This window comes from Microbacterium sp. DWRC1-3, from assembly GCF_049896645.1.
Lineage (GTDB): Bacteria > Actinomycetota > Actinomycetes > Actinomycetales > Microbacteriaceae > Microbacterium > Microbacterium maritypicum.
Genome location: NZ_JAFCUS010000002.1, coordinates 883146 through 907473 on the forward strand (window position 1 = coordinate 883146; position 24328 = coordinate 907473).

Annotated in this window: 27 protein-coding genes; 16 read left to right on the plus strand and 11 right to left on the minus strand. The window is 69.2% G+C overall.

Going from position 1 to position 24328, the window contains the following annotated elements; genetic code table 11:
• Nucleotides 1–86: 86 nt before the first annotated feature.
• The 4 genes from ACP699_RS16900 to ACP699_RS16915 all read left to right on the plus strand — a co-directional run bounded on the left by ACP699_RS16900 (nucleotide 87) and on the right by ACP699_RS16915 (nucleotide 4008).
• On the plus strand, nucleotides 87–1004 hold the full coding sequence (locus ACP699_RS16900) for an SMP-30/gluconolactonase/LRE family protein (protein WP_426172425.1): 918 nt from the start codon (nucleotides 87–89) through the stop codon (nucleotides 1002–1004).
• On the plus strand, nucleotides 1001–1660 hold the full coding sequence (locus ACP699_RS16905; protein ID WP_426172427.1) for a bifunctional 4-hydroxy-2-oxoglutarate aldolase/2-dehydro-3-deoxy-phosphogluconate aldolase: 660 nt from the start codon (nucleotides 1001–1003) through the stop codon (nucleotides 1658–1660). The genes ACP699_RS16900 and ACP699_RS16905 overlap by 4 nt, the downstream gene beginning before the upstream one ends.
• Before the next feature lie 87 nt (nucleotides 1661–1747).
• Entirely contained in the window at nucleotides 1748–3208 is a 1461-nt protein-coding gene (locus ACP699_RS16910; protein ID WP_127482048.1) for an ABC transporter permease, read from the plus strand.
• 74 nt (nucleotides 3209–3282) lie between these two features.
• Complete coding sequence (locus ACP699_RS16915) at nucleotides 3283–4008, plus strand: ABC transporter ATP-binding protein (RefSeq protein ID WP_426172429.1); 726 nt, start codon at nucleotides 3283–3285, stop codon at nucleotides 4006–4008.
• A 74-nt stretch (nucleotides 4009–4082) separates the two neighbouring features.
• Here the strand turns inward: ACP699_RS16915 and gndA are convergent, their stop codons facing one another.
• Nucleotides 4083–5531, minus strand: a complete 1449-nt coding sequence (gene gndA / locus ACP699_RS16920; protein WP_017828443.1) for an NADP-dependent phosphogluconate dehydrogenase — start codon at nucleotides 5529–5531, stop codon at nucleotides 4083–4085.
• A gap of 56 nt (nucleotides 5532–5587) precedes the next feature.
• Complete coding sequence (locus ACP699_RS16925) at nucleotides 5588–6478, minus strand: NAD(P)-dependent oxidoreductase (RefSeq protein ID WP_426172432.1); 891 nt, start codon at nucleotides 6476–6478, stop codon at nucleotides 5588–5590.
• Between the two features lie 98 nt (nucleotides 6479–6576).
• Between ACP699_RS16925 and ACP699_RS16930 the strand changes: the two genes are divergently transcribed.
• The 7 genes from ACP699_RS16930 to ACP699_RS16960 all read left to right on the plus strand — a co-directional run bounded on the left by ACP699_RS16930 (nucleotide 6577) and on the right by ACP699_RS16960 (nucleotide 13094).
• The gene (locus tag ACP699_RS16930; protein WP_055877638.1) at nucleotides 6577–7635 is read left to right on the plus strand and encodes a D-2-hydroxyacid dehydrogenase; all 1059 of its coding nucleotides are present in this window, start codon (nucleotides 6577–6579) and stop codon (nucleotides 7633–7635) included.
• Nucleotides 7636–7690: 55 nt separating this feature from the next.
• Nucleotides 7691–8479, plus strand: a complete 789-nt coding sequence (locus ACP699_RS16935) for an IclR family transcriptional regulator (RefSeq protein ID WP_055870819.1) — start codon at nucleotides 7691–7693, stop codon at nucleotides 8477–8479.
• Nucleotides 8480–8617: 138 nt separating this feature from the next.
• Nucleotides 8618–10036: an MFS transporter gene (locus ACP699_RS16940; RefSeq protein ID WP_055870821.1), complete on the plus strand. Its 1419-nt coding sequence runs from the start codon at nucleotides 8618–8620 to the stop codon at nucleotides 10034–10036.
• Nucleotides 10033–10818, plus strand: a complete 786-nt coding sequence (locus ACP699_RS16945; protein ID WP_055877641.1) for an SDR family oxidoreductase — start codon at nucleotides 10033–10035, stop codon at nucleotides 10816–10818. Before ACP699_RS16940 ends, ACP699_RS16945 begins: the two co-directional genes overlap by 4 nt.
• Nucleotides 10818–11549, plus strand: a complete 732-nt coding sequence (locus ACP699_RS16950) for a fumarylacetoacetate hydrolase family protein (protein WP_055870826.1) — start codon at nucleotides 10818–10820, stop codon at nucleotides 11547–11549. The genes ACP699_RS16945 and ACP699_RS16950 overlap by 1 nt, the downstream gene beginning before the upstream one ends.
• Nucleotides 11550–11565: 16 nt before the next feature.
• Nucleotides 11566–12603 carry a zinc-binding dehydrogenase gene (locus tag ACP699_RS16955; RefSeq protein ID WP_055870829.1) on the plus strand — a complete coding sequence of 346 codons (1038 nt, stop codon included), beginning with the start codon at nucleotides 11566–11568 and terminating at the stop codon, nucleotides 12601–12603.
• The gene (locus ACP699_RS16960; RefSeq protein WP_055870832.1) at nucleotides 12600–13094 is read left to right on the plus strand and encodes a gluconokinase; all 495 of its coding nucleotides are present in this window, start codon (nucleotides 12600–12602) and stop codon (nucleotides 13092–13094) included. The genes ACP699_RS16955 and ACP699_RS16960 overlap by 4 nt, the downstream gene beginning before the upstream one ends.
• A gap of 12 nt (nucleotides 13095–13106) precedes the next feature.
• Here ACP699_RS16960 and ACP699_RS16965 read toward each other — a convergent pair whose 3' ends face one another.
• Nucleotides 13107–13232, minus strand: coding sequence for a hypothetical protein (locus ACP699_RS16965; protein WP_017828452.1), 126 nt, complete (start codon nucleotides 13230–13232; stop codon nucleotides 13107–13109).
• A gap of 224 nt (nucleotides 13233–13456) precedes the next feature.
• Between ACP699_RS16965 and ACP699_RS16970 the strand changes: the two genes are divergently transcribed.
• Together ACP699_RS16970 and pth are read left to right on the plus strand one after the other, a co-directional pair.
• The gene (locus ACP699_RS16970; RefSeq protein ID WP_426172437.1) at nucleotides 13457–14068 is read left to right on the plus strand and encodes a 50S ribosomal protein L25/general stress protein Ctc; all 612 of its coding nucleotides are present in this window, start codon (nucleotides 13457–13459) and stop codon (nucleotides 14066–14068) included.
• Nucleotides 14069–14168: 100 nt separating this feature from the next.
• Nucleotides 14169–14750 carry an aminoacyl-tRNA hydrolase gene (gene pth, locus ACP699_RS16975; protein ID WP_426172439.1) on the plus strand — a complete coding sequence of 194 codons (582 nt, stop codon included), beginning with the start codon at nucleotides 14169–14171 and terminating at the stop codon, nucleotides 14748–14750.
• A gap of 33 nt (nucleotides 14751–14783) precedes the next feature.
• On the opposite strand, the gene ACP699_RS16980 is transcribed toward pth, so the two are convergent.
• Nucleotides 14784–15539 carry a hypothetical protein gene (locus ACP699_RS16980; RefSeq protein ID WP_288967826.1) on the minus strand — a complete coding sequence of 252 codons (756 nt, stop codon included), beginning with the start codon at nucleotides 15537–15539 and terminating at the stop codon, nucleotides 14784–14786.
• Nucleotides 15540–15560: 21 nt separating this feature from the next.
• Nucleotides 15561–16565 (minus strand): tryptophan--tRNA ligase, encoded by a 1005-nt coding sequence (trpS, locus tag ACP699_RS16985; protein WP_081603831.1) that lies wholly within the window; start codon nucleotides 16563–16565, stop codon nucleotides 15561–15563.
• A gap of 45 nt (nucleotides 16566–16610) precedes the next feature.
• Here trpS and ACP699_RS16990 point away from each other — a divergent pair, with 45 nt between their 5' ends.
• The 3 genes from ACP699_RS16990 to ACP699_RS17000 are packed head-to-tail and all read left to right on the plus strand — an operon-like array spanning nucleotide 16611 to nucleotide 18600.
• Nucleotides 16611–17255, plus strand: coding sequence for a hypothetical protein (locus ACP699_RS16990; RefSeq protein WP_082524392.1), 645 nt, complete (start codon nucleotides 16611–16613; stop codon nucleotides 17253–17255).
• Nucleotides 17252–17935: a DUF4166 domain-containing protein gene (locus ACP699_RS16995; RefSeq protein WP_055870844.1), complete on the plus strand. Its 684-nt coding sequence runs from the start codon at nucleotides 17252–17254 to the stop codon at nucleotides 17933–17935. The genes ACP699_RS16990 and ACP699_RS16995 overlap by 4 nt, the downstream gene beginning before the upstream one ends.
• A complete protein-coding gene (locus ACP699_RS17000; RefSeq protein WP_426172442.1) occupies nucleotides 17932–18600 on the plus strand; it encodes a DUF4166 domain-containing protein in 669 nt (222 codons plus the stop codon). Before ACP699_RS16995 ends, ACP699_RS17000 begins: the two co-directional genes overlap by 4 nt.
• On the opposite strand, the gene ACP699_RS17005 is transcribed toward ACP699_RS17000, so the two are convergent.
• The 6 genes from ACP699_RS17005 to sdhC form a co-directional block, all read right to left on the minus strand.
• Nucleotides 18594–19433, minus strand: coding sequence for an exodeoxyribonuclease III (locus ACP699_RS17005; protein ID WP_426172444.1), 840 nt, complete (start codon nucleotides 19431–19433; stop codon nucleotides 18594–18596). The two genes, ACP699_RS17000 and ACP699_RS17005, sit on opposite strands and share 7 nt — an antisense overlap.
• 10 nt (nucleotides 19434–19443) lie before the next feature.
• Nucleotides 19444–20652, minus strand: a complete 1209-nt coding sequence (locus ACP699_RS17010) for a YihY/virulence factor BrkB family protein (RefSeq protein WP_426172446.1) — start codon at nucleotides 20650–20652, stop codon at nucleotides 19444–19446.
• A gap of 105 nt (nucleotides 20653–20757) precedes the next feature.
• Entirely contained in the window at nucleotides 20758–21525 is a 768-nt protein-coding gene (locus tag ACP699_RS17015) for a succinate dehydrogenase iron-sulfur subunit (RefSeq protein ID WP_017828462.1), read from the minus strand.
• A 2-nt stretch (nucleotides 21526–21527) separates the two neighbouring features.
• A complete protein-coding gene (sdhA, locus tag ACP699_RS17020; protein WP_426172448.1) occupies nucleotides 21528–23354 on the minus strand; it encodes a succinate dehydrogenase flavoprotein subunit in 1827 nt (608 codons plus the stop codon).
• A gap of 17 nt (nucleotides 23355–23371) precedes the next feature.
• Nucleotides 23372–23821, minus strand: a complete 450-nt coding sequence (locus tag ACP699_RS17025) for a succinate dehydrogenase hydrophobic membrane anchor subunit (RefSeq protein ID WP_055870856.1) — start codon at nucleotides 23819–23821, stop codon at nucleotides 23372–23374.
• A complete protein-coding gene (sdhC, locus tag ACP699_RS17030; RefSeq protein ID WP_074731658.1) occupies nucleotides 23821–24255 on the minus strand; it encodes a succinate dehydrogenase, cytochrome b556 subunit in 435 nt (144 codons plus the stop codon). Before sdhC ends, ACP699_RS17025 begins: the two co-directional genes overlap by 1 nt.
• Between the last annotated feature and the right edge of the window lie 73 nt (nucleotides 24256–24328).

Sequence of the window (24328 nt, forward strand, 5' to 3'; positions counted from 1 at the left end):
GTGTCCACATTTCTCGCAAGTGTTATGCATATTGTGAGATAGTCTGCCACATAACGGTTACGAGCTACCAGCGAAGGATGACCCGGATGCCGCACACCCAGACCTCCCGACGCGTCGAGATCCTCTCCGATGCCCGCTACGTCCAGGCCGAATCGCCGCGCTGGGACGGTCGGGACGGGAGCCTCGCGTGGATCGACATGGCGACCGGTTCGCTGCATCGCGGACGCATCGAAGACGGACGGGTGGTTCCCGAGACCGCGGTCGTCGTCGGCGCGCAGATCGGCGCCCCGATCCCGCTCGCGCAGCCGGGGGCGGGCTGGCTCGTCGGCGTCGACCGCCGCGTGGTGCATGTCGGTGACGACGGCGTCGTCTCTCCCCTCACGGGCGACATCGCCGGGGCGGGCGACTACATGAACGACGGCGGCGGTGATCCGTCCGGGCGGTTCTGGGTGGGTAGTCAGTCGATGCCCCGCGACCCCCACTGCACACTGTGGAGCATCGGTCCCGACGGCGAGCCGACCGCCCGCCTCGACGGGATTACCGTGTCGAACGGACTCGCCTTCGACCGCAGCGGCTCGACGCTGTACTACATCGACACGCTCCCGCACCGCAGCATCGAGGCCTTCGACGTGGCGCCCGACGGGGAGCTCTCGAACCGCCGCACCCTGTGCCGGGTCGAGGGCGGCAACCCCGACGGCATGGCCATCGATCTCGACGGCATGCTCTGGGTCGCTGTCTGGGACGCCTCCGAGGTGCGCCGCTACTCACCCGCGGGTGAGCTCGTCGAGACGATCAGCCTTCCGGCGAAGCGGCCCACCGCGGTGGCGCTCGTCGACCGGCTGCTGGTGATCACGACGGCGAGCATCGGGCTCTCCGACTCCACGGATGCCGACGGCGCCCTGCTCGGCGTGCGGGTCGACGTCGGCGGCGCACCCGCCTTCCCCTGGGGCGGCGGGGCGCCGATCGTGGCATCTGCCGGCTCCGTGGAGGAGGTCGCATCGTGAGCACCGTCGACAACGCCGAGCTGCAGGAACGGCTGCGCACCACCCGGCTCGTCGCGATCCTGCGGGGGACGGATGTCGACGCCACGGTCGCCGCGGCGCGGACGCTGCTGCAGGTGGGTGTGCTCACCCTCGAGATCGCCCTCACCCTGCAGGACGCGGAAGAGGCGATCGCGCAGATCGTGCAGGACGCCCCGGCGACGGCACTGGTCGGTGCGGGCACGGTGCTCGACGAGGCCGATGTCGAACGAGCGGTCTCCGCCGGTGCGCAGTTCATGGTCACGCCCACCCTCAGCGCCTCCGTCCGCTATGCGGTCAGCCAGGGCATCGGTGTGCTGGCGGGCGTCTACACACCCACCGAGATCCAGCGGGGCCACGACCTCGGAAGCGCGGCGGTCAAGCTGTTCCCCGCGTCGGCGCTCGGCTCCGGCTTCCTCCGTGCCGTGCGCGATCCCTTCCCGCAGGCGCGGATCATCCCGGTGGGGGGCGTGCGCGTCGACACGGTAGCCGAGTATCTCGCGGCGGGTGCTTTCGGCATCGGGGTGGGCGGGCCGCTCGTCGGAGACGCCACGGCTCCCGGCGGCGACCTCGAGGCGCTCGCGGTTCGCGCCAGCGCGTTCGTCCAGGCCTGCGCTATGGATGATCCGCGCCTTCCATAGGTTCCTCATCACCTGTCCCTCGATCTCGCATATGCGTGATTCCTAACGTCGATCTCGCCCCGCGATGGCCGCGGCGGAAGGAGAGAGATGTACGGAACATATCTGCGGCGCGAACTGGCCGGCCGCAAGAAGCAGACGATGATCGTCGCGATCGGACTGGCGATCGCAATCGCTCTCGTGATCGTGGTCAACGCCCTCACCGCGGGAGTGCGGGACGCACAGGCGCAGGCCCTCGCCTCCGTCTACGGTGTCGGCACCGACCTCACCGTGACCGGCGCGACCACGGAGCCGGGCCAGGGGGAGGGGCCGCGCTTCGATTTCGATGCGGGCGCCGGGGAGAGCGACGGCGAGACGACCACGCTCGCGCAGTCGATGCTGCGGACCGACTTCCTGCGCGGCACTCTCGACTCCTCGGTGCTCGACACCGTCGCCGACACGGACGGCGTCGCTGCCGCTTCCGGGGCACTGAGTCTGACGAACTCCACCTTCTCCGGAGAGATGCCCAGCGGCGGTTTCGCACAGCAGGACGGCGAGCAGCCGGCCGCGCCCGAGGCCGGACAGGCACCGCCGGACGCCGGGCAGGGCGGCGGAGCATCCTTCGGCGTCGATTCCTTCTCGGTGCTCGGGATCGACCCCGCCGAGACCACGGTGGGCCCGCTCGCCTCCGCCGAGGTGACGGACGGTCGCGGCTTCGACGCCGCTGACGATGAGGCGCTCGTCGCGCTCGTCGACCGCACCTATGCCGCCACGAACGAGCTCTCGGTGGGGAGCACCATCGACGTGGCCGGCTCCGATGTCGAGATCGTCGGCATCCTCGGCTCGACCTCGGACAGCGCGGACACGGCGGCGAACGTGTACCTGCCGCTGAGCACCGCGCAGACGCTCGCCGGTGTCGACGACGTCATCTCCACCGTCTACGTGCAGGCGGACTCTGCCGCCTCGATCGATGCCGTGCAGGCGGCGCTGGCAGATGAACTCCCCGACGCGACCGTCACGTCGCAGTCCGAGCTCGCCTCGACCGTCTCCGGCTCGCTCTCCAGCGCGACCGCATTGATCACGAACCTCGGTACGTGGCTCTCGATCATCGTGCTCGTCGTCGCCGTGGTGCTCTCGGTGCTGCTCACGCTGTCGGGCGTGGGGCGTCGCACCAGGGAGTTCGGCACCCTCAAGGCGATCGGATGGTCGAACGGTCGCGTCGTGCGGCAGGTCGCAGGCGAATCGATGGTGCAAGGGCTGATCGGGGGCGCCGTCGGGCTCGTCCTCGGCATCGCCGGGATCGTGCTGATCAACGTCCTCAGGCCCACGGTCGCCGCGAGCAGCGCGGGTCAGGGCGCGGGCCCCGGAGGCATGGGCCCCGGTCCCACCGGCGGTGGGGGCGGGATGCTCCAGACTCCCGCCGCCGACGTCGTCCTCCAGGCGCCCTTCACGCCGTGGGTGCTGGTGGCGGCGGTCGGTCTCGCGGTGCTCGGCGGCCTCGTCGCAGGCGCATTCGGCGGCTGGCGTGCCGCCAGACTCAGCCCGGCGGAAGCGCTGCGGTCGGTCGCATGAGTATTCAGCACACGGAAGATGTCCCACAGCGCACGCCATTGCCCGAGCAGTCGTTCCACGAGAAGGAGAACCGCATGACCATCGCAGACCTCGAGCCGACGACGCCACGACCCGAGGACGAGCACCCGCTCTACCGCGTGGCGGGCGTCACGCGGACGTACACGCAGAAGGGCCGCATCGTGAAGGCGCTCACCGGAGTGGACCTCGACATCATGCCCGGCGAGTTCGTCACGATCCAAGGGCCGACAGGTGGGGGGAAGTCGACACTGCTGCAGCTGCTCGGGGCCCTCGACACGCCGTCGACCGGTTCGCTCCTGCTCGACGGCAGAGAGCTCGCATCGGCTTCGGCGAAGGAGCTCGGCCGCATCAGGGCGGAGGAGATCGGGTTCGTGTTCCAGGGGTTCAACCTGATCCCCACGCTCACCGCCACGGAGAACGTGGACATGGCGCTCGAGCCCCTCGGTCTCGACAGGGCGCAGCGCCGCACCAGGGTGGCCGAGGCGCTCGCACACGTCGGGCTCGACGACAGGGGCGACCATCTGCCCACCGAGCTCTCCGGAGGGCAGCAGCAGCGCGTCGCGATCGCACGCGCCATCGTGAAGAGGCCGCGCGTTCTCCTTGCCGACGAGCCGACGGGCAATCTCGACGAGAGCATGCGCGACGAGATCCTGACGCTGCTCGAATCGCTGTGCGCCGAGGGGATCACGATCATCGTCGTCACGCACGATTCGGCGGTCGCGCGTCATGCGACACGGCGGCTGCGTCTGACGAAGGGCGTGGTGCAGGACATCACGAAGTAGGGGAGCGCGGCATCGTGGTGCGATGCACGAAGGGCCGGGTACCTCACGGTACCCGGCCCTTCGACGGCGAGACGTCAGTGCGTGTCTTCCGCCTCGATCTCGGTGCGGTCGCCCGACCACAGCGTGTGGAAGGTGCCCGGCTTGTCGACGCGCTTGTAGGTGTGCGCGCCGAAGAAGTCGCGCTGACCCTGCACGAGCGCTGCGGGCAGGCGGTCGGCGCGGATGCCGTCGTAGTACGACAGCGACGACGAGAACGCGGGCGCGGGGATGCCGGCCTCGGCGGCCGCGATCACGACGCGGCGCCACGGCGCCTGGGCGCGGGTGATCGCCTCGGTGAAGTACGGAGCGGTCAGCAGCACGGGCAGGTCGGGAGTCTCGGCGTAGGCGTCCGCGATGCGGTTGAGGAACTGGGCGCGGATGATGCAGCCGCCGCGCCAGATCTTCGAGATCGCGCCGAGGTCGATGTTCCAGCCGTACTCGGCCGCACCCGCGCGGATCTCGTCGAAGCCCTGCGAGTAGGCGACGATCTTCGACGCGTAGAGCGCGAGGCGGACGTCTTCGATGAACGCCTCGGTGTCCTCGACGGAGAACTCCTCCTCGGGGCCGGGGAGGTCGCGCGACACGGCGCGCTGCTCGGGGTGCGAGGAGAGCGAGCGGGCGAAGGTCGCCTCGGCGATGCCCGAGACGGGGACGCCCAGCGACAGCGCGGTCTGCACGGTCCAGGCGCCGGTGCCCTTGGCTCCTGCCTGGTCGAGGATCACGTCGACCAGCGGCTGGCCGGTGGAGGCGTCCACCTGGCGCAGCACCTCGGCGGTGATCTCGATCAGGTACGACTCGAGCTCGCCCTTGTTCCACTCGGCGAAGATCTCGGCGATCTCGGCCGGCGACTTGCCGGTGCCGCGGCGGATGAGGTCGTAGGCCTCGGCGATCAGCTGCATGTCGGCGTACTCGATGCCGTTGTGCACCATCTTGACGAAGTGACCGGCACCGTCGTGGCCGACGTGGGTGACGCACGGCTCGCCCTCGGCGATCGCGGCGATCGACTTCAGGATCGGTCCGAGCGTGATCCAGGACTCGTCGGAACCGCCGGGCATGATCGAGGGGCCGGTGAGGGCACCCTCCTCGCCGCCGGAGATGCCGGCGCCAACGAAGTTGATGCCGGTCTCGCGCACGGCCTTCTCGCGACGGATGGTGTCGGGGAAGTAGGCGTTGCCACCGTCGACGATGATGTCACCGGGCTCGAAGACCTCGACCAGCGAGTCGATCACGGCGTCGGTCGGGCCGCCGGCCTTGACCATGATGATCGCGGTACGCGGCTTCTGCAGCGAGTCGGCGAACTCCTGGTAGGTGCGGGCCGGGACGAAGCCGGCCTCGGGGTGTTCGTCGAGGAGCGTCTGGGTCTTCTCGTAGCTGCGGTTGAAGATCGCCACCGTGTTCCCCTCGCGGCTGGCGAGGTTGCGGGCGAGGTTCGATCCCATGACGGCGAGTCCGACGACTCCGATGTTCGCTGATGCTTCGGGCACAGAAGGCTCCTCGATGGTGAAGAAGGGGTGGTTTCAGCGTATCGCTGTACGGCAGGTCAGTGGCCACCTGTGTCACGAGAGGCGATGAAGCGTCGTGACACGGCGATGTCGCGGTCGCCGAGACCTGCGGCGACCAGCTCGTCGAAGGCCGCGCGCAGGGCGGGCAGCAAGACGGGGGAGGTGCCGGTGGCATCGGCGATGTCGGCCGCGAAGCCGAGGTCCTTCACCATGTACCGCGCGATGCCGCTGGGGGAGTCGTCGCCGGTGATGAGCTTCTCGCGACGGCTGTCCAGCAGCCGCGATCCGGCGTATCCGCCCGAGAGCAGCGACCACAACGCGTCGAGATCGAGGCCGGAGCGGTCGGCGAGCACGGTGGCCTCGCCGAGCGCCATGATCGTCGCGGAGACCACGAGCTGGTTGCAGGCCTTGGCGACCTCGCCGGCGCCGAGCGGGCCGAGCAGGACGGGTGTGCCGCAGGGAGCGAGCACCTCTGCCGCGACGGCCGCGTCGTCGGGGGCGCCGCCGAGCATGATCGAGAGGGTCCCGGCGATCGCCCCGTCCTCGCCACCGGAGACCGGGCAGTCCACGACACGTACCCGGCCGTCCGTCTGGTCCGAGACACGCTCCGCGAACGCGCGGACGGCGGGCGCCGAGGAGGTGGAGCCGATGAGGATGAGCAGGTCGCCGGCTTCGGCGAGCAGCCCGTCAGGGCCGTCGAGCATGGCCTCGAACGGAGGGAGGTCCGGCAGCATCATGAGCAGGACGTCTACTCTGGAGGCGAGCTCGCGTGGCGTCTGCGCCCAGGAGGCTCCGGCGGCCAGCAGTTCCGGCTGCGGGCGCCGCGCGTGGATGACGAGCCGGCCGTGTGCGGCGAGCAGATGGTCGGCCATGGGGCGGCCCATGGCGCCGAGGCCCACGACGCCGACGGTGACGGATGAGATGGTCATGCGCACACGGTAGCAACAATCCAACAGATAGAACAGTGTCCAACCTGCTGGAACTGGGCTAAGGTGAGGGATCCAGACTTCCCGAGGAAGGGACCAGCATGACGGGGACCGAGAAGAAGCTGCGCGCCGTCGTGGCGGTACCGCTGGCGGAAGACCTGTGTCGGCTGATCGAGGAGCTCGAGCCTCGCGTCGAGGTGATCCGCGATCACGCGCTCATGCCGCCGATGCGCGGACCCGCCGATTGGTCCGGCGACCCGGACCACGTGCGCACACCGAGCGAGCAGCAGGCCTTCGATGAGATGGTCGACTCGGCCGACGTGCTGTTCGGGATCCCCGATGTGGATGCGGCGGCGCTGGCGCGCACCGTGGCTGCCAATCCGCGGCTGCGCTGGGTCATGACGACCGCTGCCGGTGGCGGTGCCTCGGTCAAGGCCGCTGGTCTCGATCGCGAGCAGCTCGACCGCGTCGTCTTCACCACCAGTGCGGGCGTGCACGGCGGACCGCTCGCGGAGTTCGCGGTGTTCGGGGTCATGGCGGGCGCGAAGAACCTCCCGCGTCTTCTCGCCGACCAGGGCACCCGCACCTGGCCAGACCGCTGGGAGATGCGTCAGCTCGACGAGATGACCGTGCTGGTCGTCGGCCTCGGCGGCATCGGCGCGGAGTGCGCACGACGTTTCCACGCGCTCGGCGCGCGGGTGTGGGGCACGACACGGTCCGGCGAGCCGGTGGACGGAGTGGATCGCCTGGTGCCGCTGGACGAGCTGATCGACGCGGTGGCCCACGTCGACGCGATCGTCGTCACCCTTCCCGGTACTGCGCAGACCCATCATCTGATCGGCGCCGAGGTGTTCGAGGCTGTGAAGCCGGGCGCGATCATCACCAACGTCGGCCGCGGCACCGTTGTCGACGAGACCGCTCTGCGCGGTGCGCTCGACGACGGTCGGATCGCGTTCGCGGCTCTCGATGTCTTCGAGCAGGAGCCCCTCGATGCCGCCTCGCCGCTCTGGGGCCATCCGAACGTTCTCGTGAGCCCGCACACCGCGGCCCTCAGCTCGAAGGAGGAGGAGCGCATCGCCCGCCGCTTCGCGGAGAACGCGGCGCGCCTGCTCGATGGCGAGCCGCTGACCGCCGTGGTCGATACGGTCGAGTTCTACTGATCGGCCTGCAGGCGGCGACCGCCTGCAGGAATCCCTGAATGCGGAAGGCGCGGCCATGGACGACGACACCCGCGAAGGACGCGACCCCGCGCCGGCCGTGACTCGCAGCATCCGCCTGCTCGGCATCCTCGCCGAGGCCGGTGGCCCGCGCACGCTCACCGAGCTCGCGGGAGACCTGGGGCTGGCGAAGTCGTCGACGGCGAACCTCTGTCTGGCGCTCGAGGCCGGCGGCATGGTCGACCGCACCCCGCAGGGCTACCGCCTCGGGGTGCGCACCGCGGAGCTCGGAGGAGCGTTCGCGGCGCAGTTCAACCAGGTGCGCGAGTTCTACAGCGTGTGCGAGGCCTCCCCGCAGCTCGCCTCCGAGCTCGTCCAGGTCGCGATGCTCGACGGCACCGATGCGCTCTACCTCGCCAGGCACGAGGGATCGCGGTCGCTCCGGCTGGGCACGCCGCTCGGTTCGCGGCTCCCGGCCCCGCTGTCGGCGACGGGCCGCGCGCTCCTGGCGGCGATGAGTGACGCCGAGGTGGTCGAGCTCCTCGGCGAGGATGCCGTCTTCCCTCAGCTCACCGAGCGGAGTGCGACCACCATGTCCGGCCTTCTGGAAGTGCTGGCCACGGCCCGCCGCCGAGGCTGGGCGCTGGACGCCGAGGAGTCCTTCCGTGGCATCGTCGGCGTGGCCGTGCCGCTGGAGGGCTGGGCTCCGACCGATCCGCCCCTCGCGCTGGGTGTGGCGATCCGCGCCGCCGAAGCCGACTACGAGCGCATCGAGCGCGTGGGTGAGGCACTGCGCGAGGCCGCCGCGGCGCTGACGAACCCCTTCAGCGCCGCCGTCCGGCGCTGACCCCTCGCGCCGCGCACCGGCGGAGCCCTTATGGAGGGCCATGCTTCTCGTGCGCCCGACTCCGGTCCAAAGGGTTGAACGCAATCCAACAGGCTGGTACAGTCGGGGTCACGCCGCAGGCGAAGCCGATCGAAGGAGATGGCCGTGACCGACCCCCGCACCCCCGTCCGAGCAGCGTCCGATGACCCGGAATACGCGGCGAACCTGCGTCGCGCGACACTCGCGTCGAGCATCGGCAGCGCGCTGGAGTACTTCGACTTCGCGCTCTACGGCCTCTCGACCGCGCTGATCTTCAACGTGCTGTTCTTCCCTCAGGACGACCCGGCCATGGCCACGGTCGCCGCCTTCGCGACCTTCGGCGTCGGGTTCCTGGCTCGTCCGTTCGGCGGCCTGTTCTTCGGTGTCCTCGGCGACAAGCTCGGGCGCAAGTGGGTCCTGGTCGCCACGATCGTGCTGATGGGCGGAGCCTCGACCGCGATCGGTCTGCTGCCCACCTACGCCGCGATCGGTGTCTGGGCGCCGATCCTGCTGGTGCTGATGCGTCTGCTGCAGGGCTTCGGTGCCGGGGCCGAGCAGGCGGGCGCGACCGTGCTGATGGCCGAGTACGCGCCGGTGAAGCGTCGCGGCTTCTTCTCGGCCCTGCCGTTCGTCGGCATCCAGGCGGGAACGCTGCTCGCCGCGGTCGTCTTCGGCCTGATCACGCTGCTCCCCGAGGACCAGCTGCTGAGCTGGGGCTGGCGCGTGCCGTTCCTCGCCTCCTTCGCGCTGATCCTGCTCGCGCTGTTCATCCGGATGCGACTGCGCGAGACGCCGACGTTCATCGAGCTCGAGAAGCACGAGCAGGTCGCCGACCGCCCGATCAAGGAGATCTTCACGCACGGGCTGCCCGGTGTGATCGTCGGCGTGGGTCTGAGGATGGCCGAGAACGGCGGCTCCTACATGTTCCAGACACTCGGTCTCGCGTTCTTCGTCACCGTGATCGGCGACAACGCCGACAAGAGCCTGCTCACGTGGGGTGTCACCCTCGGATCGCTGATCGGCGTGTTCTCCGTGCCGTTCACCGGCCACCTCTCCGACCGCTTCGGTCGTCGCACGGTGTACCGCTTCGGGGCGGTGTTCATGCTCGTCTACACCTTCCCCGCGTGGTGGCTGCTGTCGCTCGGAAACTACGCCGTGGCGATCGGCGTGATCGCGATCGGCATCGGTGTCGCCGTGAACAGCATGCTCGGACCGCAGTGCGCCATGCTCCCCGAGCTCTTCGGCAACCGTCACCGCTACCTGGGCGTCGCGATGGCCCGCGAGATCTCGGCCGTGCTCGCCGGCGGTCTCGCCGGTGTCCTCGGTGCCTACCTGATCGCGGTGAGCGACGGCAACTGGGTGCTGCTGGCCATCTACATGGCCGTGCTCGCCCTCATCACCACCGCGTCGACCTTCCTCGCGCCTGAGACCCTTCGTCGCGACCTCACCCGCGTCGACGACGCGATCAAGGTCTCGAGGGCCGAGGCCGGCGACGACGTGTTCGCCACCACGGTGTCGATCAAGGCCGTGGGCCGATGACCGCGCTGCCGGCGGGACTCGCCGCCTTCGATCTGACGGGGCGCACGGCGCTGGTCACGGGGTCGAGCCAGGGGATCGGCAGGACACTCGCTGCGGGGCTCGCCGGAGCGGGCGCGACCGTCGTCGTGCACGGACGGGACGCTGTCAAGGCCCGGACATCGGCCGACGAGATCGCGCACGCCACGGGAGCCGTCGTGCACAGCGTCGTCTTCGATGTGACCGACGCCGCGGCGGTGGATGCCGGCATGGCCGAGGTCGAGCGTCTGGTCGGCACCCCCGACATCCTCGTGAACAACGCCGGGGTCCAGCGCCGAGCGCCGATCGCGGAGTTCGCCGATGAGGACTGGGATGCGCTCGTGCAGACCAACCTCTCCAGCGTCTTCCATCTGTCGCGACGGGTCTCCGCCGGGATGATCGCACGCGGCTCGGGCAAGATCATCCAGATCGGCAGCGTGCAGTCGCAGCTCGCGCGTCCTTCGATCGCTGCCTACTCGGCCACCAAGGGTGCCATCGTGATGTTCACGAAGGGATTGTGCGCCGATCTCGCCCCGCACGGCATCCAGGCCAATGCGATCGCTCCCGGGTACTTCGCGACCGAGCTCACGAAGGCGCTCGTCGCGGACGAGCAGTTCTCGCAGTGGGTGCGCGGACGCACGCCCGCCGGCCGCTGGGGAGACACCCAGGACCTCGTCGGTGCCCTGCTGTTCCTCGCCAGTGGCGCGAGCGACTTCGTCAACGGGCAGACGCTGTTCGTCGACGGCGGCATGACGGCGGTGGTCTGATGCGTCTCGGGCGCATCGACACCGCCGACGGCCCCCGCTGGGTGCGCGAGACGGCGGACGGGCTGATCCCGCTGTCCGATCCCTTCGTCGCCTTCGCCGAGGGGCGCCTGCCGAGCGCTGAAGGAGACGCCGTCGACGGGGCGATGATCGCGCCGGTGGACCCCGTGGTGATCGTCGGCATCGCCCAGAACGGGCCGGAGCACGTGTCGCCGGTGCAGGCGTGGCTCAAGAGTCCGCGGACGGTGATCGGCAGCGGTGCCGAGGTCGTGATGCGCCGCGACGCCGGTGCCCAGGTCGCCGAGGGCGAGATCGCCGTCGTGATCGGGCGCCCGACTCCGGGGCTGACCGTGCACAACGCGCACGAGTACGTGCTCGGCGTCACGGCGGTGAACGACCTCTCGAGCCCGGATCGAGCGGCGTTCGACCCCCGCAACTTCGAATCGAAGTCGGGGGAGGGCTACACCCCGCTCGGCCCCTGGATCGACACCGAGGTCGGGATCGACGACGTGAGCCTCGAGGTGGAGGTGGACGGACGCCTGGTCGCCGAGACGGGAAGTAGGCAGCTGCCCATGTCGATCCGGGAATGCCTCGCCTACGTGGCCGCGTGGTCTCCGCTCGGACCGGGAGACGTCGTCATGACCGGCGCTCCGCACTCCCAGGCGCCCGTGGAGCCCGGGCAGACCGTGACCGTCAGGGTCGCGGGAATCGAGCTGGTCACGGCATTCGTGTGACCGAGGAAGGAGCGCGGTGAACAACCTCGCCGTGGTGGCGCATGCCGCCGAGGATCTGCGGATCGAAGACATCGGCGCCCCGGCGCCCCGACCGGATGAAGCCGTCGTGGACATCGCTTACGGCGGCATCTGCGGATCAGACCTCCACTACTGGCGACATGGAGCCGCCGGTGCCTCGGTGCTGCGTGAGCCGATGATCCTCGGACACGAGGTGTCCGGCGTCGTCTGCGTCGCCGCGGCCGATGGCACGGGGCCCGCCGTCGGCACTCCCGTGGCCGTCCATCCGCTCACCGCGCACGGTGACGGACGCACCCCCTGGCCGGCGGCGCATCCCAACCTCGCGCCGGCGTCGACGTATCTCGGCTCGGCGATGCACCTGCCGCACACCCAGGGGGCCTTCGCGCGCCGCGTCGCCCTGCCCGCACGCATGCTGCACGCGCTTCCCGCCGGTCTCGACCTGCAGACGGCGGCGCTCGCCGAGCCCGCAGCCGTCGCCTGGCACGGTGTGCAGCGTGCGGGTGATGTGCGTGGTCTGCGGGTCGTCGTGATCGGTGCCGGACCCATCGGCCAACTCGTCGCCGCAGTGGCGCAGCGCGCAGGGGCCTCCTCCGTGACCGTCACCGACCTTCAGCAGCAGCCGCGCGACATCGCCGAAGCGCGCGGCATCCGGTCGCTCGATGCACGGGCTGAGAGCGAGATCTCCGACCTGCACGCCGACGTCGTGATCGAATCGAGCGGCACCGTCCCCGGACTCTCGGCCGCCGTCTCCGCCGCCGCCCGCGGGGGCACGGTGGTGATGCTGGGGCTCCAGCGCGGGGGAGAGGTGCCGGCGCCGATGGCCACGGCCATCACCCGTGAGCTCACGCTGCGCGGATCCTTCCGCTTCGGGGCGGAGTTCGACGAGGTCATCGCCGCCCTCGCCGACGGCAGCCTCGACGTGCGCGGTATCATCAGCCACGTGCTGCCGGTGGACGATGCGCTCGATGCCTTCGCACGGGCCGCCGACCCCGCGAGCTCCTGCAAGGTGCTCATCGACTTCGGCCGGGAGGCATGAGTGTGCGCATCGTCGTGATGGGCCCGAGCGGTTCGGGTAAGTCGACGGTGGGGGCGTTCCTCGCCGATGCTCTCGGTGCGCGGTTCATCGACGGCGACGACCTGCATCCGGCAGCGAACGTCCGCAAGATGGCGGCGGGAATCCCCTTGGACGACGCGGATCGGCAGCCCTGGCTCCGCCTCGTGGGCGAGACGCTCCAGGCAGAGGAGCGGATCGTCGTCGCGTGCTCGGCGCTCCGACGTGCCTATCGCGAGGTCATCAGAGCCGAGGCGCCGGAGACCTTCTTCGCGGAACTCGCGATCGGTCGGGCCGTGCTCGAGGAGCGGATGCGTCTGCGGGCCGATCACTTCATGCCGGCGGCGCTCCTGGACTCGCAGCTCCAGACGCTCGAGTCCCTCGAAGCCGATGAGCACGGCATCAGGGTGGACGAGTCGGCGGACGTGCGGACCGCATCCGCCGTCATCGCCGCGGCGGCACGGCTGCCGCGCTGAGTCCGGCGGAGGTCAGTCCTTGCGGTAGCCCGAGCGGCCCATCGCGAACAGCGCGATGAACGACGTGACGGCAGCGCACACGGTCATGGCGCCGATCAGCCAGAGGAGTGCGTGCGAGAGGAAGGCGCCGTCGAGCATGGGGGTTCTCCGTGTTCTGCAGAAAAAGGACCGGTGTCCTCAGCCTATCGGGTCATCCGGTACCATTGAGGCTGTACCTCGGCGAGGGATGCTTCTGCGCGTGCGCGAACATCCGTTATCGACGCGGCGAAGCAAGCCCGGTGGCTTTCCTCCTGCGTCAGCGAGTTCGAAAATTCCAAGACCACCGCGCGGCGCCTTCGCTGCGTGCCCCGAAGGAGAACCCCATGTCTGAAGACACCAAGGTCCAGGCCGAGCTCCGCGAGAGCTTCGGCAAGGGCTTCGCCCGCCGCCTCCGCGCCGCCGGCAAGATCCCCGCCGTCATCTACGGCCACGGCACCGAGCCGGTGCACGTCGCGCTGCCGGGCCACCAGGTCTCGCTCATCATCCGTCGCGCCAACGCTCTTCTCGAGCTCGACATCGAGGGCAAGAGCCAGCTCGCCCTCGTCAAGGACGTCCAGCGCGACCCGGTGCACCAGATCATCGAGCACATCGACCTGCTCGTCGTGAAGAAGGGCGAGAAGGTCGCCATCGACGTCCCGATCGTCGTCACGGGCGAGTCCGCTGCGGGCACCATCGTCAACCTCGACGCGACCACGCTGTCGATCGAGGCCGAGGCCACCCACATCCCCCAGAACATCGAGGTCTCGGTCGAGGGCCTGGAAGAGGGCGCGCACATCACCGGCGCCGACGTGAAGCTCCCCAAGGGCTCCACGCTGCTCTCCGACCCCGAGGTGCTCGTCGTCGCGATCTCCGTCCCGGCTGCACCCACCGAGGATGACGCCGAGGGCGAGACCGCCGCGGCGACCGAGGCAGCAGAAGAGGCCGCCGCGGAGTGATCTCCGACTGATTCATCACAGAGGGGACGCGATCCGATCGCGTCCCCTCTGTCGTATCCTGACCGAGGCTCTGCACCCCGGGCAGTGAGAGGACGAGGACATGGCATCGACCTGGCTCGTGGTCGGGCTCGGCAACCCCGGCCCCCGTTATGAGGCCACACGGCACAACATCGGCCAGATGGTGGTCGACGAGCTGGCCTCGCGACGCAGCGAGGCGTTCCGCGAGCACAAGGGGGGAGCGCGCGTCGTCGAGACGTGGTTGCGCCCCGGGGCGGACAAGGTGGTGCTGGCCAAGCCGAACACCTTCATGAACGTCTCCGGCACGCCCGTCGCGGCTCTGGCCCGGTTCTACTCGGTCCCTGCCGAGCAGGTGATCGTGGTGCACGACGAGCTCGACATCCCGTTCGACACGGTCAAGCTCAAGACCGGGGGCGGTCACGGCGGACACAACGGCGTGCGCGACGTCGCACGTGCCCTGGGCACTGCCGACTTCCCGCGCGTGCGGGTGGGCATCGGCCGTCCCGTCGGGCGCCAGGATCCCGCGGACTGGGTGCTCGCCCCGTTCGGCAAGGAGGAGCGGCCGAACCTGCCGATCCTCATCGCGGATGCCGCCGATGCGGTCGAGCTGCTGGTGGGCGAAGGCCTTCTCGCAGCGCAGCAGAAGCACCACGCACCGCGGTGAGCCGGGCGGCGCCGCCCGACCGCTGACGACCGATCAGGCGGTGTAGCCGGCGAGGCCGGTGGCGCTTCCCGCGCCCAGCGCGATGACCAGGACGATCGAGAAGATCACCGCGCCGAGAACGGCCACGACCAGCGCCGCGATACCGGCCCCGCGGCCCTGCTTCTTGCGGATCGCGATGATACCGAGCACGATCGCCGCGATGCCGAGGATCGTGCCCGCCCAGAAGGAGAGCTCCGTCCAGAGCACCTGATCGCGTACCGGGGCGAAGATGCGCAGATCATCGCTGTACGTCGTCATGCTCGGCGGGATGACGCGGCCGATCGCGAAGGCGTTGATGCCCGCGACGATGGGCATCACGATCGCGGCGACGAGTGCGGAGATCAGCGCGAGCATCCCCATCAGCCCGGACCGACGGGGCGTGGTCTCCGGCACGGCGTACGCGCCCGCAGGTGCGGCGTAGCCGCCGACGGGCACCTGGTACGCCCCGGGAGGGGCAGCAGGGTATCCGGGAGCAGGAGCGGAAGGGAGAGAGCCGGGCGTTGCCGCATACGCAGGGTGACCGGGGGCAGGAGGTGCGGCCTGACCTGCCGGGTACGCCGGCGGAACCGGGTACGTCGGCGGAACCGGATAGGCTGGCGGGACGGAGAACGCGGGCGGCGCGGGGAAGGCCGGAGGAGGTGGGACCGCACCTGCAGGCGCTGCCGGCACCGACGGGACCGACGTCTCGGGCGGCACCTGCGATTCGGAGGGCACGGCACCGGACGGGGGAGGCAGCTGCGGATCAGTCACGCCCCCATCCTAAGGCGAGCGTCAGACGCGCCGAAGCAGACCCACCCGGTCGTACACGTCCGAAAGCGTCGCGTCGGCGACGGCATCGGCGCGGGCGGCGTTCTCGGCCAGGATGCGATCGAGCTCGGCGGGATCGTCGAGCAGCTCGAGGGCGCGGGCGCGCACCGGCTCGAATTCGTTGACGACGACCTCGGCCAGGCCCTTCTTGAAATCGCCGTAACCGCGTCCCGCGTACTCGTCCTCGATCGCGGCGACCTGGCGTCCCGTGAGCGCCGCATAGATCGTGAGCAGGTTCGAGACGCCGGGCTTGCTCTCGCGGTCGAACCGCACGGAGCCCTCGTTGTCGGTCACCGCGCGCATGACCTTCTTCGCCGACTTCGCCGGATCGTCGAGCATCCACAGCACGCCGGCGTCGCTCTCGGCAGACTTCGACATCTTCGACGTCGGGTTCTGCAGGTCGTAGATGCGCGCGGTCTCCTTCTGGATGACGGGCATCGGCACCGTGAAGGTTTCACCGAATCGTGAGTTGAAACGCTCGGCGAGATCGCGCGTGAGCTCGACGTGCTGCTTCTGGTCATCCCCCACCGGCACCACATCGGTCTGGTAGAGCAGGATGTCTGCGGCCATGAGCACCGGGTAGGTGAACAGGCCGACACTGGTCGAGTCCGCACCGTAGCGCGAGGACTTGTCCTTGAACTGCGTCATCCGACCGGCTTCGCCGAAGCCGGTGATGGTGCTGAGGATCCACGCGAGCTCGGCGTGAGCGCGCACATGCGACTGCACGTACAGCGTCGACAGCGAGGGCTCGATACCGGCGGCGATGTACTGCGCTGCCGTACGACGCGTCTTCTCACGCAGCTCTGCCGGGTCTTGGGCGACGGTGATCGCGTGCAGATCGACGACGGAGAAATAGGCGTCGTAGGAACTCTGCAGCTCCCGCCACTGGAGCAGCGCGCCGATGTAGTTGCCGATCTGGAGGGAGTCGGCGGAGGGCTGCATTCCGGAGTAAAGGCGAGGTCTCGTCACGGGATCAATCCTATGGGGTGCGTGCTGTGCCCCTACGATGGGCGCATGGCTTCCGCTTCTCCTCTCCCACGGTCGCGAGGGGATCGGGCCCTCTACGTCGAGATCCTCATCCGCGCACCCCTGGACGAGGTGTGGGCGCTGACCCAGGACCCGTCCTCGCACGTGCGCTGGGACGCGCGCTTCAGCGACATCGTGCCGCAGCGCACCCGGGCGGACGGCGCACAGGACTTCCGCTACGAACTCGACCTGGGGGTGCACACGATCCGCGGAACCGGCGTCTCGCTCGCCACGAAGCAGAGCCGCACGGGCGAGCGGACCTCCGCGCTCCTCTTCGACACGGACGACGTGCTCTCCCCGCTCGGAGTCGGGCGTGGGTACTGGCGCTACGTGCCGACGGATGACGGCGTGCGATTCCTCACCGGCTACGACTACGTCCCGGGCTGGGGCTGGCTCGGGCGCGTGCTGGATCCGCTGATCACGCGGCGCTTCGTCTGGTGGCTCACGGCGCGGAGCTTCGATCGCCTGCGGCTCTGGGCCGAGCAGGGGATCACGCCCGAGGAGACCAGCGGATGGCGATCGTTGCGCCGAGGTCACCGACCTCGCGCACGAAACTGCCTCTCCCGGCCTCCGCGACGCACCGGACGCACGATCATGGAGGACGCACCGGAATCTCTGGAGGAGCTCGTATGACCACAGGCGCCGGGATCTTCGAGCGCGCGTTGGGAGCCGATTTCGCGCGGCTCCACCCGCAGCTCCAGCGCCGGTTCGGGGTCGGCGTCGACGCCGGCTACGGCTGCATCGGGCGCGGAGTGATGACCGAGGTGCGCCGGGGTCCGTGGTGGACGCTGCCGTTCCTCCTCATCGGGACCTTCCGGAACATCCTCTTCCCCGAGCGGGGACAGGACGTGCCGTTCCGGATCGACAACCACGCCTACGTCGACGACTTCGGCCGTGAGACCGTGACCTTCGTGCGGACCATGGACGTGCGCCCCGGTCGCCGCCGCCGCTTCGACGCGACCATGATCTACAGCGAGGCCCGGCGGCGAGTGGTCGACTACCTGGGCACCCATCAGCACCTCGCGGTCGACCTCGACCTCGCCGTCACCGATGACGGCGGGCTCCTGCTCACCTCGGGGGCACAGCGCTTCTACGAGGGGCGTGCGGCCTTCCGCTTCCCGATGGTCTTCAGCGGACGGGCGCGGCTCGTCGAGCGCTATGACGACGAGCAGGAGTGCTACCTGATCGACCTCGAGATCCACAACGACGTCTTCGGGTTCCTGTTCGGCTATCGGGGCGCGTTCACGTGCGAGTTCGTCGACGGCCCCGCCCCGGAGACCGTGAAGCCGTACCGTGAGGAGGCTCGAGAGTGACCGCGCGTGGAGCGGCCTTCCTCGAAGCCCTGGGGGAGCAGGCGCAGCGGCTGCATCCCGAGATCCTCGCGCAGATGAGCGTCGAGGCGCCCCGCGACAGCGCCGAGGGCGTGTTCACGGTCGCCGGGAGCCGGTTCGGACGCGTCGCCGGTCTCGCCGCCCCTGTCATCGGTCCCGGTCTGCTGGTGACGCGGTTCGCGCGTGACGTGCCGTTCCGGATCGATACCGTGTCAGGCCGATCGCGCTCGGGGCGGGCGATGCTCGACACCGTCCGCGAGTTCCGCTTCCCCGGCGCGACGCAGTACGTGACGGATCGACTCTTCGCGACCGGTCACCCCGGCATCGTCCAGAACGCCTTGGGCGCGCGAGGGCGGGTGCAGATGCTCGAGCACTGCTCGGTGACCGACGAGGGTGCGCTGCGCATGAGCACTCGCGCCGTCGCACTGCGGCTGGGGCGGTATCGGATCCCGCTCCGCGGCATCCTGCGCATCGAGGTGGAGCTCGTCGACGGCTGGGACGAGGCCCGCCGTCGACGCACCATCGACATGCGCGCGACGAGCCCCGTTCTCGGGACGGTCCTGGAATACCGCGGGTGGTACCGCTATGCGGACCTCACAGCGCCGGACGTCACGACGTCGGGTGGCGTGCCCGTCGCGGATCAGTAGCGGTAGTCGACGACGACGGGCGCGTGGTCGCTCCAGCGCTGGTCGTAGGCCGCGGCGCGCGCGACGTGATAGCTCTCGACGCGTTCGGCGAGTGCGGGCGTCGCGAGGTGATAGTCGATGCGCCACCCGGAGTCGTTGTCGAACGCCTGTCCTCGCATCGACCACCAGGTGTACGGGCCGTCGACCTCGCCGTGGAACTTTCGGCCGACGTCGATCCAGCCGAGGCCGGTGCCCACGGTGCCGTCGACCCCCGAGACCTCTGCGCCCGCCTCGCCGAGGAAGCGGTCGAAGTAGGCGCGCTCGCGGGGGAGGAAACCGGCCTTCTTGCGGTTGCCTCGCCAGTTCTTGATATCGAGCTCACGGTGCCCGACGTTGAGGTCGCCTGTGACGAGCGCGAGGGCGCCGTCGGAGCCGAGCTCGCCCAGGCGCGTCCCGAACGCGTCGAGGAACTTCCACTTCTCGTCCTGCTTCGCGGTGTCGGCCTCGCCGGAGTGCACGTAGGCGCTCACGACGGTGAGCGGGCGATCGCCGATCAGGAAGTCGGCTTCGATCCAGCGACCCTTGGAGTCGAAGTCGTCGGGGCCGAAATCGGTGCGGGAGGCCAGCGCGGGAGTGCGGCTGGCGATGGCGACGCCGGCCCGCCCCTTCGCTGTGGCCTCATCGTGCACGAAAGTCCAGCCGGGGAGTGCGGCCTCGAGGTGCTCGTCCTGCCCGCGGACCTCCTGGAGCGTGAGGATGTCGACGCCGGCATCGTCCAACCAGGAGCTCATCCCGTTGCGAGCCGCCGCTCGGATTCCGTTGACATTGACCGTGGCGATACGCAGATGAGGCATGGTCACAAGCCTAACGAGCGCCGCCGACATCCCGTCCCGGTCGATGCAGCTCCGTGAGCAGGCGCTGGGCCAGCGGGCCGCGCGGGTCGTCGGGTGGGGGAGGAGAGGCCTCGAGGTCCGCGAGCTCCTGCTCCGCGTCGCGCACGGCCCTCTCCGCAGCCCAGGCGCGGTACCACGGCGCACTCTCGCGGGCGGCGTGGGCTTTGCGCACCCGGATGCGCGCCGCCGTCAACAGCGCTTGATACTCGGTCACGCGGCGTTCGGCATCCGTGAGCGTCAACAGAGGCAGATCGCGATCCTGCGCGGCGACAGCGATCCAGGAGGACGCCACCAGCATCACCACCCCGTTCACGCGGAACCACAGCAGGAGACCGATGAAGATGGCGAACGTGGCGAGCAGTGGGTTGGAGGGCGTGTAGCTCAGCAGGAATCCGGCCCCGTACTGGAGGATGGTCATCGCGCCGCCGCCGAGAAGCGCCCCCGGCCAGATCACGTGCCAGTGCAGTGACGTTCCCGTCAGGAAGCGCACCATCGCCGCCAGCGCCCCGGACATCAGGGCGAACGACACCAGCACGGTGCCGATGCGGATGCTGATGTTGATCCCGTCGGAGCCGGAGTCCCACCCCAGCAGGCTGAGGAGCCAGCTCAGCACCGCCGCGCTGGCGGAGCTGAGCAGTGAGCCGACGACGAGAGAGACACCGAAGATCACGGCCGCCAGCAGGTCCCTGGCCTTCAGCAGCACGTAGCTGCGCCGGTCCGGCGGCAGGCCGAAGATGTCCCTCGTCGCCCGACGCGAGAACGTGACCCATCCGATGGCCGTCCAGATCACGGTGCCGAGGGCGATCAGACCGGTCACGCTCAGCAGCCCCGTGGTGTTCACCGCGATCTCCTGCACCTGTGCGGGCGTGAAGACACCGCCTTCGGGGAGGATCAGATTGGGGATGTAGCGGTTGATCATGGCGATCAGGCCATCCACCGCCTCCTCGCTGCCACCGAGCCAGAGCCCGGCGATCGCGAAGACGAGATAGATCGCCGCGAAGATCGCGAACAGCGCCTGATAGCTCACGCCCGCAGCGAGGAGGAATCCGTTGTGCTGCAGGAAGTGGCGCCAGACCCGCACCGGGAACAGACCGAGGGTGCGCTGTGTCAGTGCGGTCGCGCGCTCGACGGCCGCATCGAGGCGACCGGACTCGGCCTCGGAGCCATCGGGTTCGGACACCTCCCCACCCTACCCAAGAGGTGGGGGCGAGGAGAGTGGTGGCGGATACGCGAACAGGCGGCCCCCGAAGGGACCGCCTGTTCGCATGTGACTGCAGAAGCGTCGTCAGGGACGCCCGCGGAGCACGGCCTGCTTGACCTCGGCGATGGCCTTGGTGACCTCGATGCCACGGGGGCATGCCTCGGAGCAGTTGAAGGTGGTGCGGCAGCGCCACACGCCTTCCTTGTCGTTGAGGATGTCGAGGCGGACCGCTGCGTTGTCATCGCGGGAGTCGAAGATGAAGCGGTGGGCGTTGACGATCGCGGCCGGGCCGAAGTACTGCCCGTCGGTCCAGAACACAGGGCAGGACGAGGTGCACGCGGCGCACAGGATGCACTTGGTGGTGTCGTCGAAGATCTCGCGGTCGGCGATGGACTGGACGCGCTCCTTGCCCTTCTCCGGCACGGAGCTGGCGACCAGGAACGGCTGCACCTCGCGGTACGACGCGAAGAACGGCTCCATGTCGACGACCAGGTCCTTCTCCAGCGGCAGGCCCTTGATCGCCTCGACGTAGATCGGCTTCGAGATGTCGAGGTCCTTGATCAGCGTCTTGCAGGCGAGGCGGTTGCGGCCGTTGATGCGCATGGCGTCGGAGCCGCAGATGCCGTGGGCGCAGGAGCGGCGGAAGGTCAGGGAGCCGTCGACCTCCCACTTGATCTTGTGCAGGGCGTCGAGCACACGGTCGGTGGAGTAGAGCTCCACGTCGTAGTCGACCCAGTGCGGCTCGGCGTCGACCTCCGGGTTGAACCGGCGGATGTTGAACGTGACGACGAAGGACTGGATGCCGGTCTCCTCGGTCGTGTCGGCAGGTGCCTCTGCGATGGCGGTCGACATGCTCAGTACTTCCTCTCCATCGGCGGGTAGTTGAACTCGCCCTGCTCGTTCTTCGTGAAGACGACCGGCTTCCAGTCGAGCTTGATGTGATCGCTCGGCGTGGAGGAGTGCGGGTCACCGGTCAGGTAGGCCATGGTGTGCTTCATGTACTTCTCGTCGTCGCGCTTCGGGAAGTCGTCGCGCATGTGTCCGCCGCGGCTCTCCTCGCGGTTCTGCGCGGCGTAGACGACGACCTCGGCGATGTCGAGGAGGAAGCCCAGCTCGACGGCTTCGAGCAGGTCGGTGTTGAACCGCTGGCCCTTGTCGTCGACGTGGACGTTCTTGTATCGCTCACGCAGTTCGGCGATCACGCCGAGCACGTGCTGGAGGGAATCGTGCGTGCGGAAGACCTGCGCGCCCTTGTCCATCTCGTCCTGCAGGGTCTTGCGGAGCACGGCGATGCGCTCGGTGCCCTGGTTGTTGCGCAGGTCCTCGAGCATGCCCGACACGAATGCCGCCGGGTTCTCGGGGAGCGGCACGAACTCGGCGGTCTTGACGTACTCGACGGCGTTGCGGCCGGCGCGCTTGCCGAAGACGTTGATGTCCAGGAGCGAGTTGGTGCCGAGGCGGTTCGCGCCGTGCACCGAGACGCAGGCGCACTCGCCGGCGGCGTAGAGGCCGGGGACGACGGTGGTGTTGTCCGCGAGCACCTCGCCGTCGTTGTTGGTCGGGATGCCGCCCATGGCGTAGTGCGCGGTGGGCATCACGGGCACGGGCTCGACGACCGGGTCGACGCCGAGGTACGTACGGGCGAACTCGGTGATGTCGGGGAGCTTGGTCTCGAGAACCTCGGCTCCCAGGTGCGTGCAGTCCAGCAGCACGTAGTCCTTGTGGGGACCGGCGCCACGGCCGTCGAGGACCTCCTGCACCATGCAGCGGGCGACGATGTCGCGCGGGGCGAGGTCCTTGATGGTCGGGGCGTAGCGCTCCATGAAGCGCTCACCCGAGGCGTTGCGCAGGATCGCGCCCTCTCCTCGTGCGCCCTCGGTGAGGAGGATGCCGAGACCGGCGAGGCCGGTCGGGTGGAACTGGAAGAACTCCAGGTCCTCGAGGGGGAGTCCCTTGCGCCACACGATGCCGACGCCGTCGCCGGTGAGGGTGTGCGCGTTCGAGGTCGTCTTGAAGATCTTGCCGAAACCGCCGGTCGCGAAGATCACGGCCTTGGCCTGGAAGACGTGCAGCTCGCCGGTCGCGAGATCGTAGGCGACGACGCCCGAGACCTGGGTCTTGCCGTTGGCGTCCTTCACCGTGAGCAGATCCAGGACGTAGAACTCGTTGAAGAAGTTGATGCCGAGCTTGACGCAGTTCTGGAACAGCGTCTGCAGGATCATGTGGCCGGTGCGGTCGGCGGCGTAGCAGGCGCGGCGGACCGGGGTCTTGCCGTGCTCTGCGGTGTGCCCGCCGAAGCGGCGCTGGTCGATCTTGCCCTCGGGCGTGCGGTTGAAGGGGAGGCCCATGTTCTCGAGGTCGATGACCGCGTCGATGGCCTCCTTCGCGAGGATCTCGGCCGCGTCCTGGTCGACGAGGTAGTCACCGCCCTTGACGGTGTCGAAGGTGTGCCACTCCCAGGAGTCCTCTTCGACGTTCGCGAGGGCCGCCGCCATACCGCCCTGCGCCGCACCGGTGTGCGAGCGCGTGGGGTAGAGCTTGGAGATCACGGCGGTCTTCGCCCCGGGGCCCGCCTCGATGGCGGCACGCATGCCCGCCCCACCGGCTCCCACGATGACGATGTCGAACTGGTGGTAGTGCACGCCGTCACGGACGACGGAATCCTGCGTCTCGGTAGTCACTTCTCGTATGCCTTCTTCTAGTTCCCGACGATCGCGGCGCATTCGGACCAGAGGACGCTGTCCTCGGTCACACCCAGGCACGGGTCGAACGTGAAGACCACGAGCGTGCCGAGGATGATGAGCAGGCCGGCGGCCAGCCCGAGCGCCCAGACCAGCGCCTTGCGCGCCGTGCTGTTCGTCACGTAGTCGTTCACGATCGTGCGCATGCCGTTGGCGCCGTGGATGAGTGCGAGCCACAGCATCAGCACGTCCCACCACTGCCAGAACGGCGTGGCGAACTTGCCGGCGATGAACGCGAAGTCGAGGGCGTGGATGCCTTCGCCCACCATGAGGTTGACGAAGAGGTGGCCGAAGATCAGCACGACGAGCACGACGCCCGAGACGCGCATGAAGATCCAGCCCCACTTCTCGAGGTTGACTCCGCGGCGGCGGCGCACCGGGGCGGTCGCCATGGTCTGTGCAGACATCAGTGTCCCCCTCCGAACCCGGCGAACGCGAGCATCAGGTGGCGGGGCACGAAGCCGGCCATGATGATGCCCCACACCAGCAGGACGCCCCAGAACAGCTGACGCTGATACTTGGCGCCCTTCGACCAGAAGTCGACGGCGATGATGCGCAGGCCGTTCATCGCGTGGAACACGATGCCGGCGACGAGCACGACCTCACCGAGGGCCATGACCGGGTTCTTGTATGTGCCGATGACGGCGTTGTACGCCTCCGGCGACACCCTGATCAGCGCCGTGTCGAGCACGTGCACCAACAGGAAGAAGAAGATGGCGACTCCGGTGATGCGGTGAAGCACCCACGACCACATGCCTTCGCGACCCCGATAGAGGGTGCCGCGTGGGGTCTTGGACGTGGTTTCCGAAATCGACGGTGTCAAGCGGGCGCTTGTGGACACGGTCGTCCTCCCTGGATCGATGTGACTCGGTCGCGTGCACTGCTCTCGTTCAAGTGTGAGCCTGGCGAAGTCT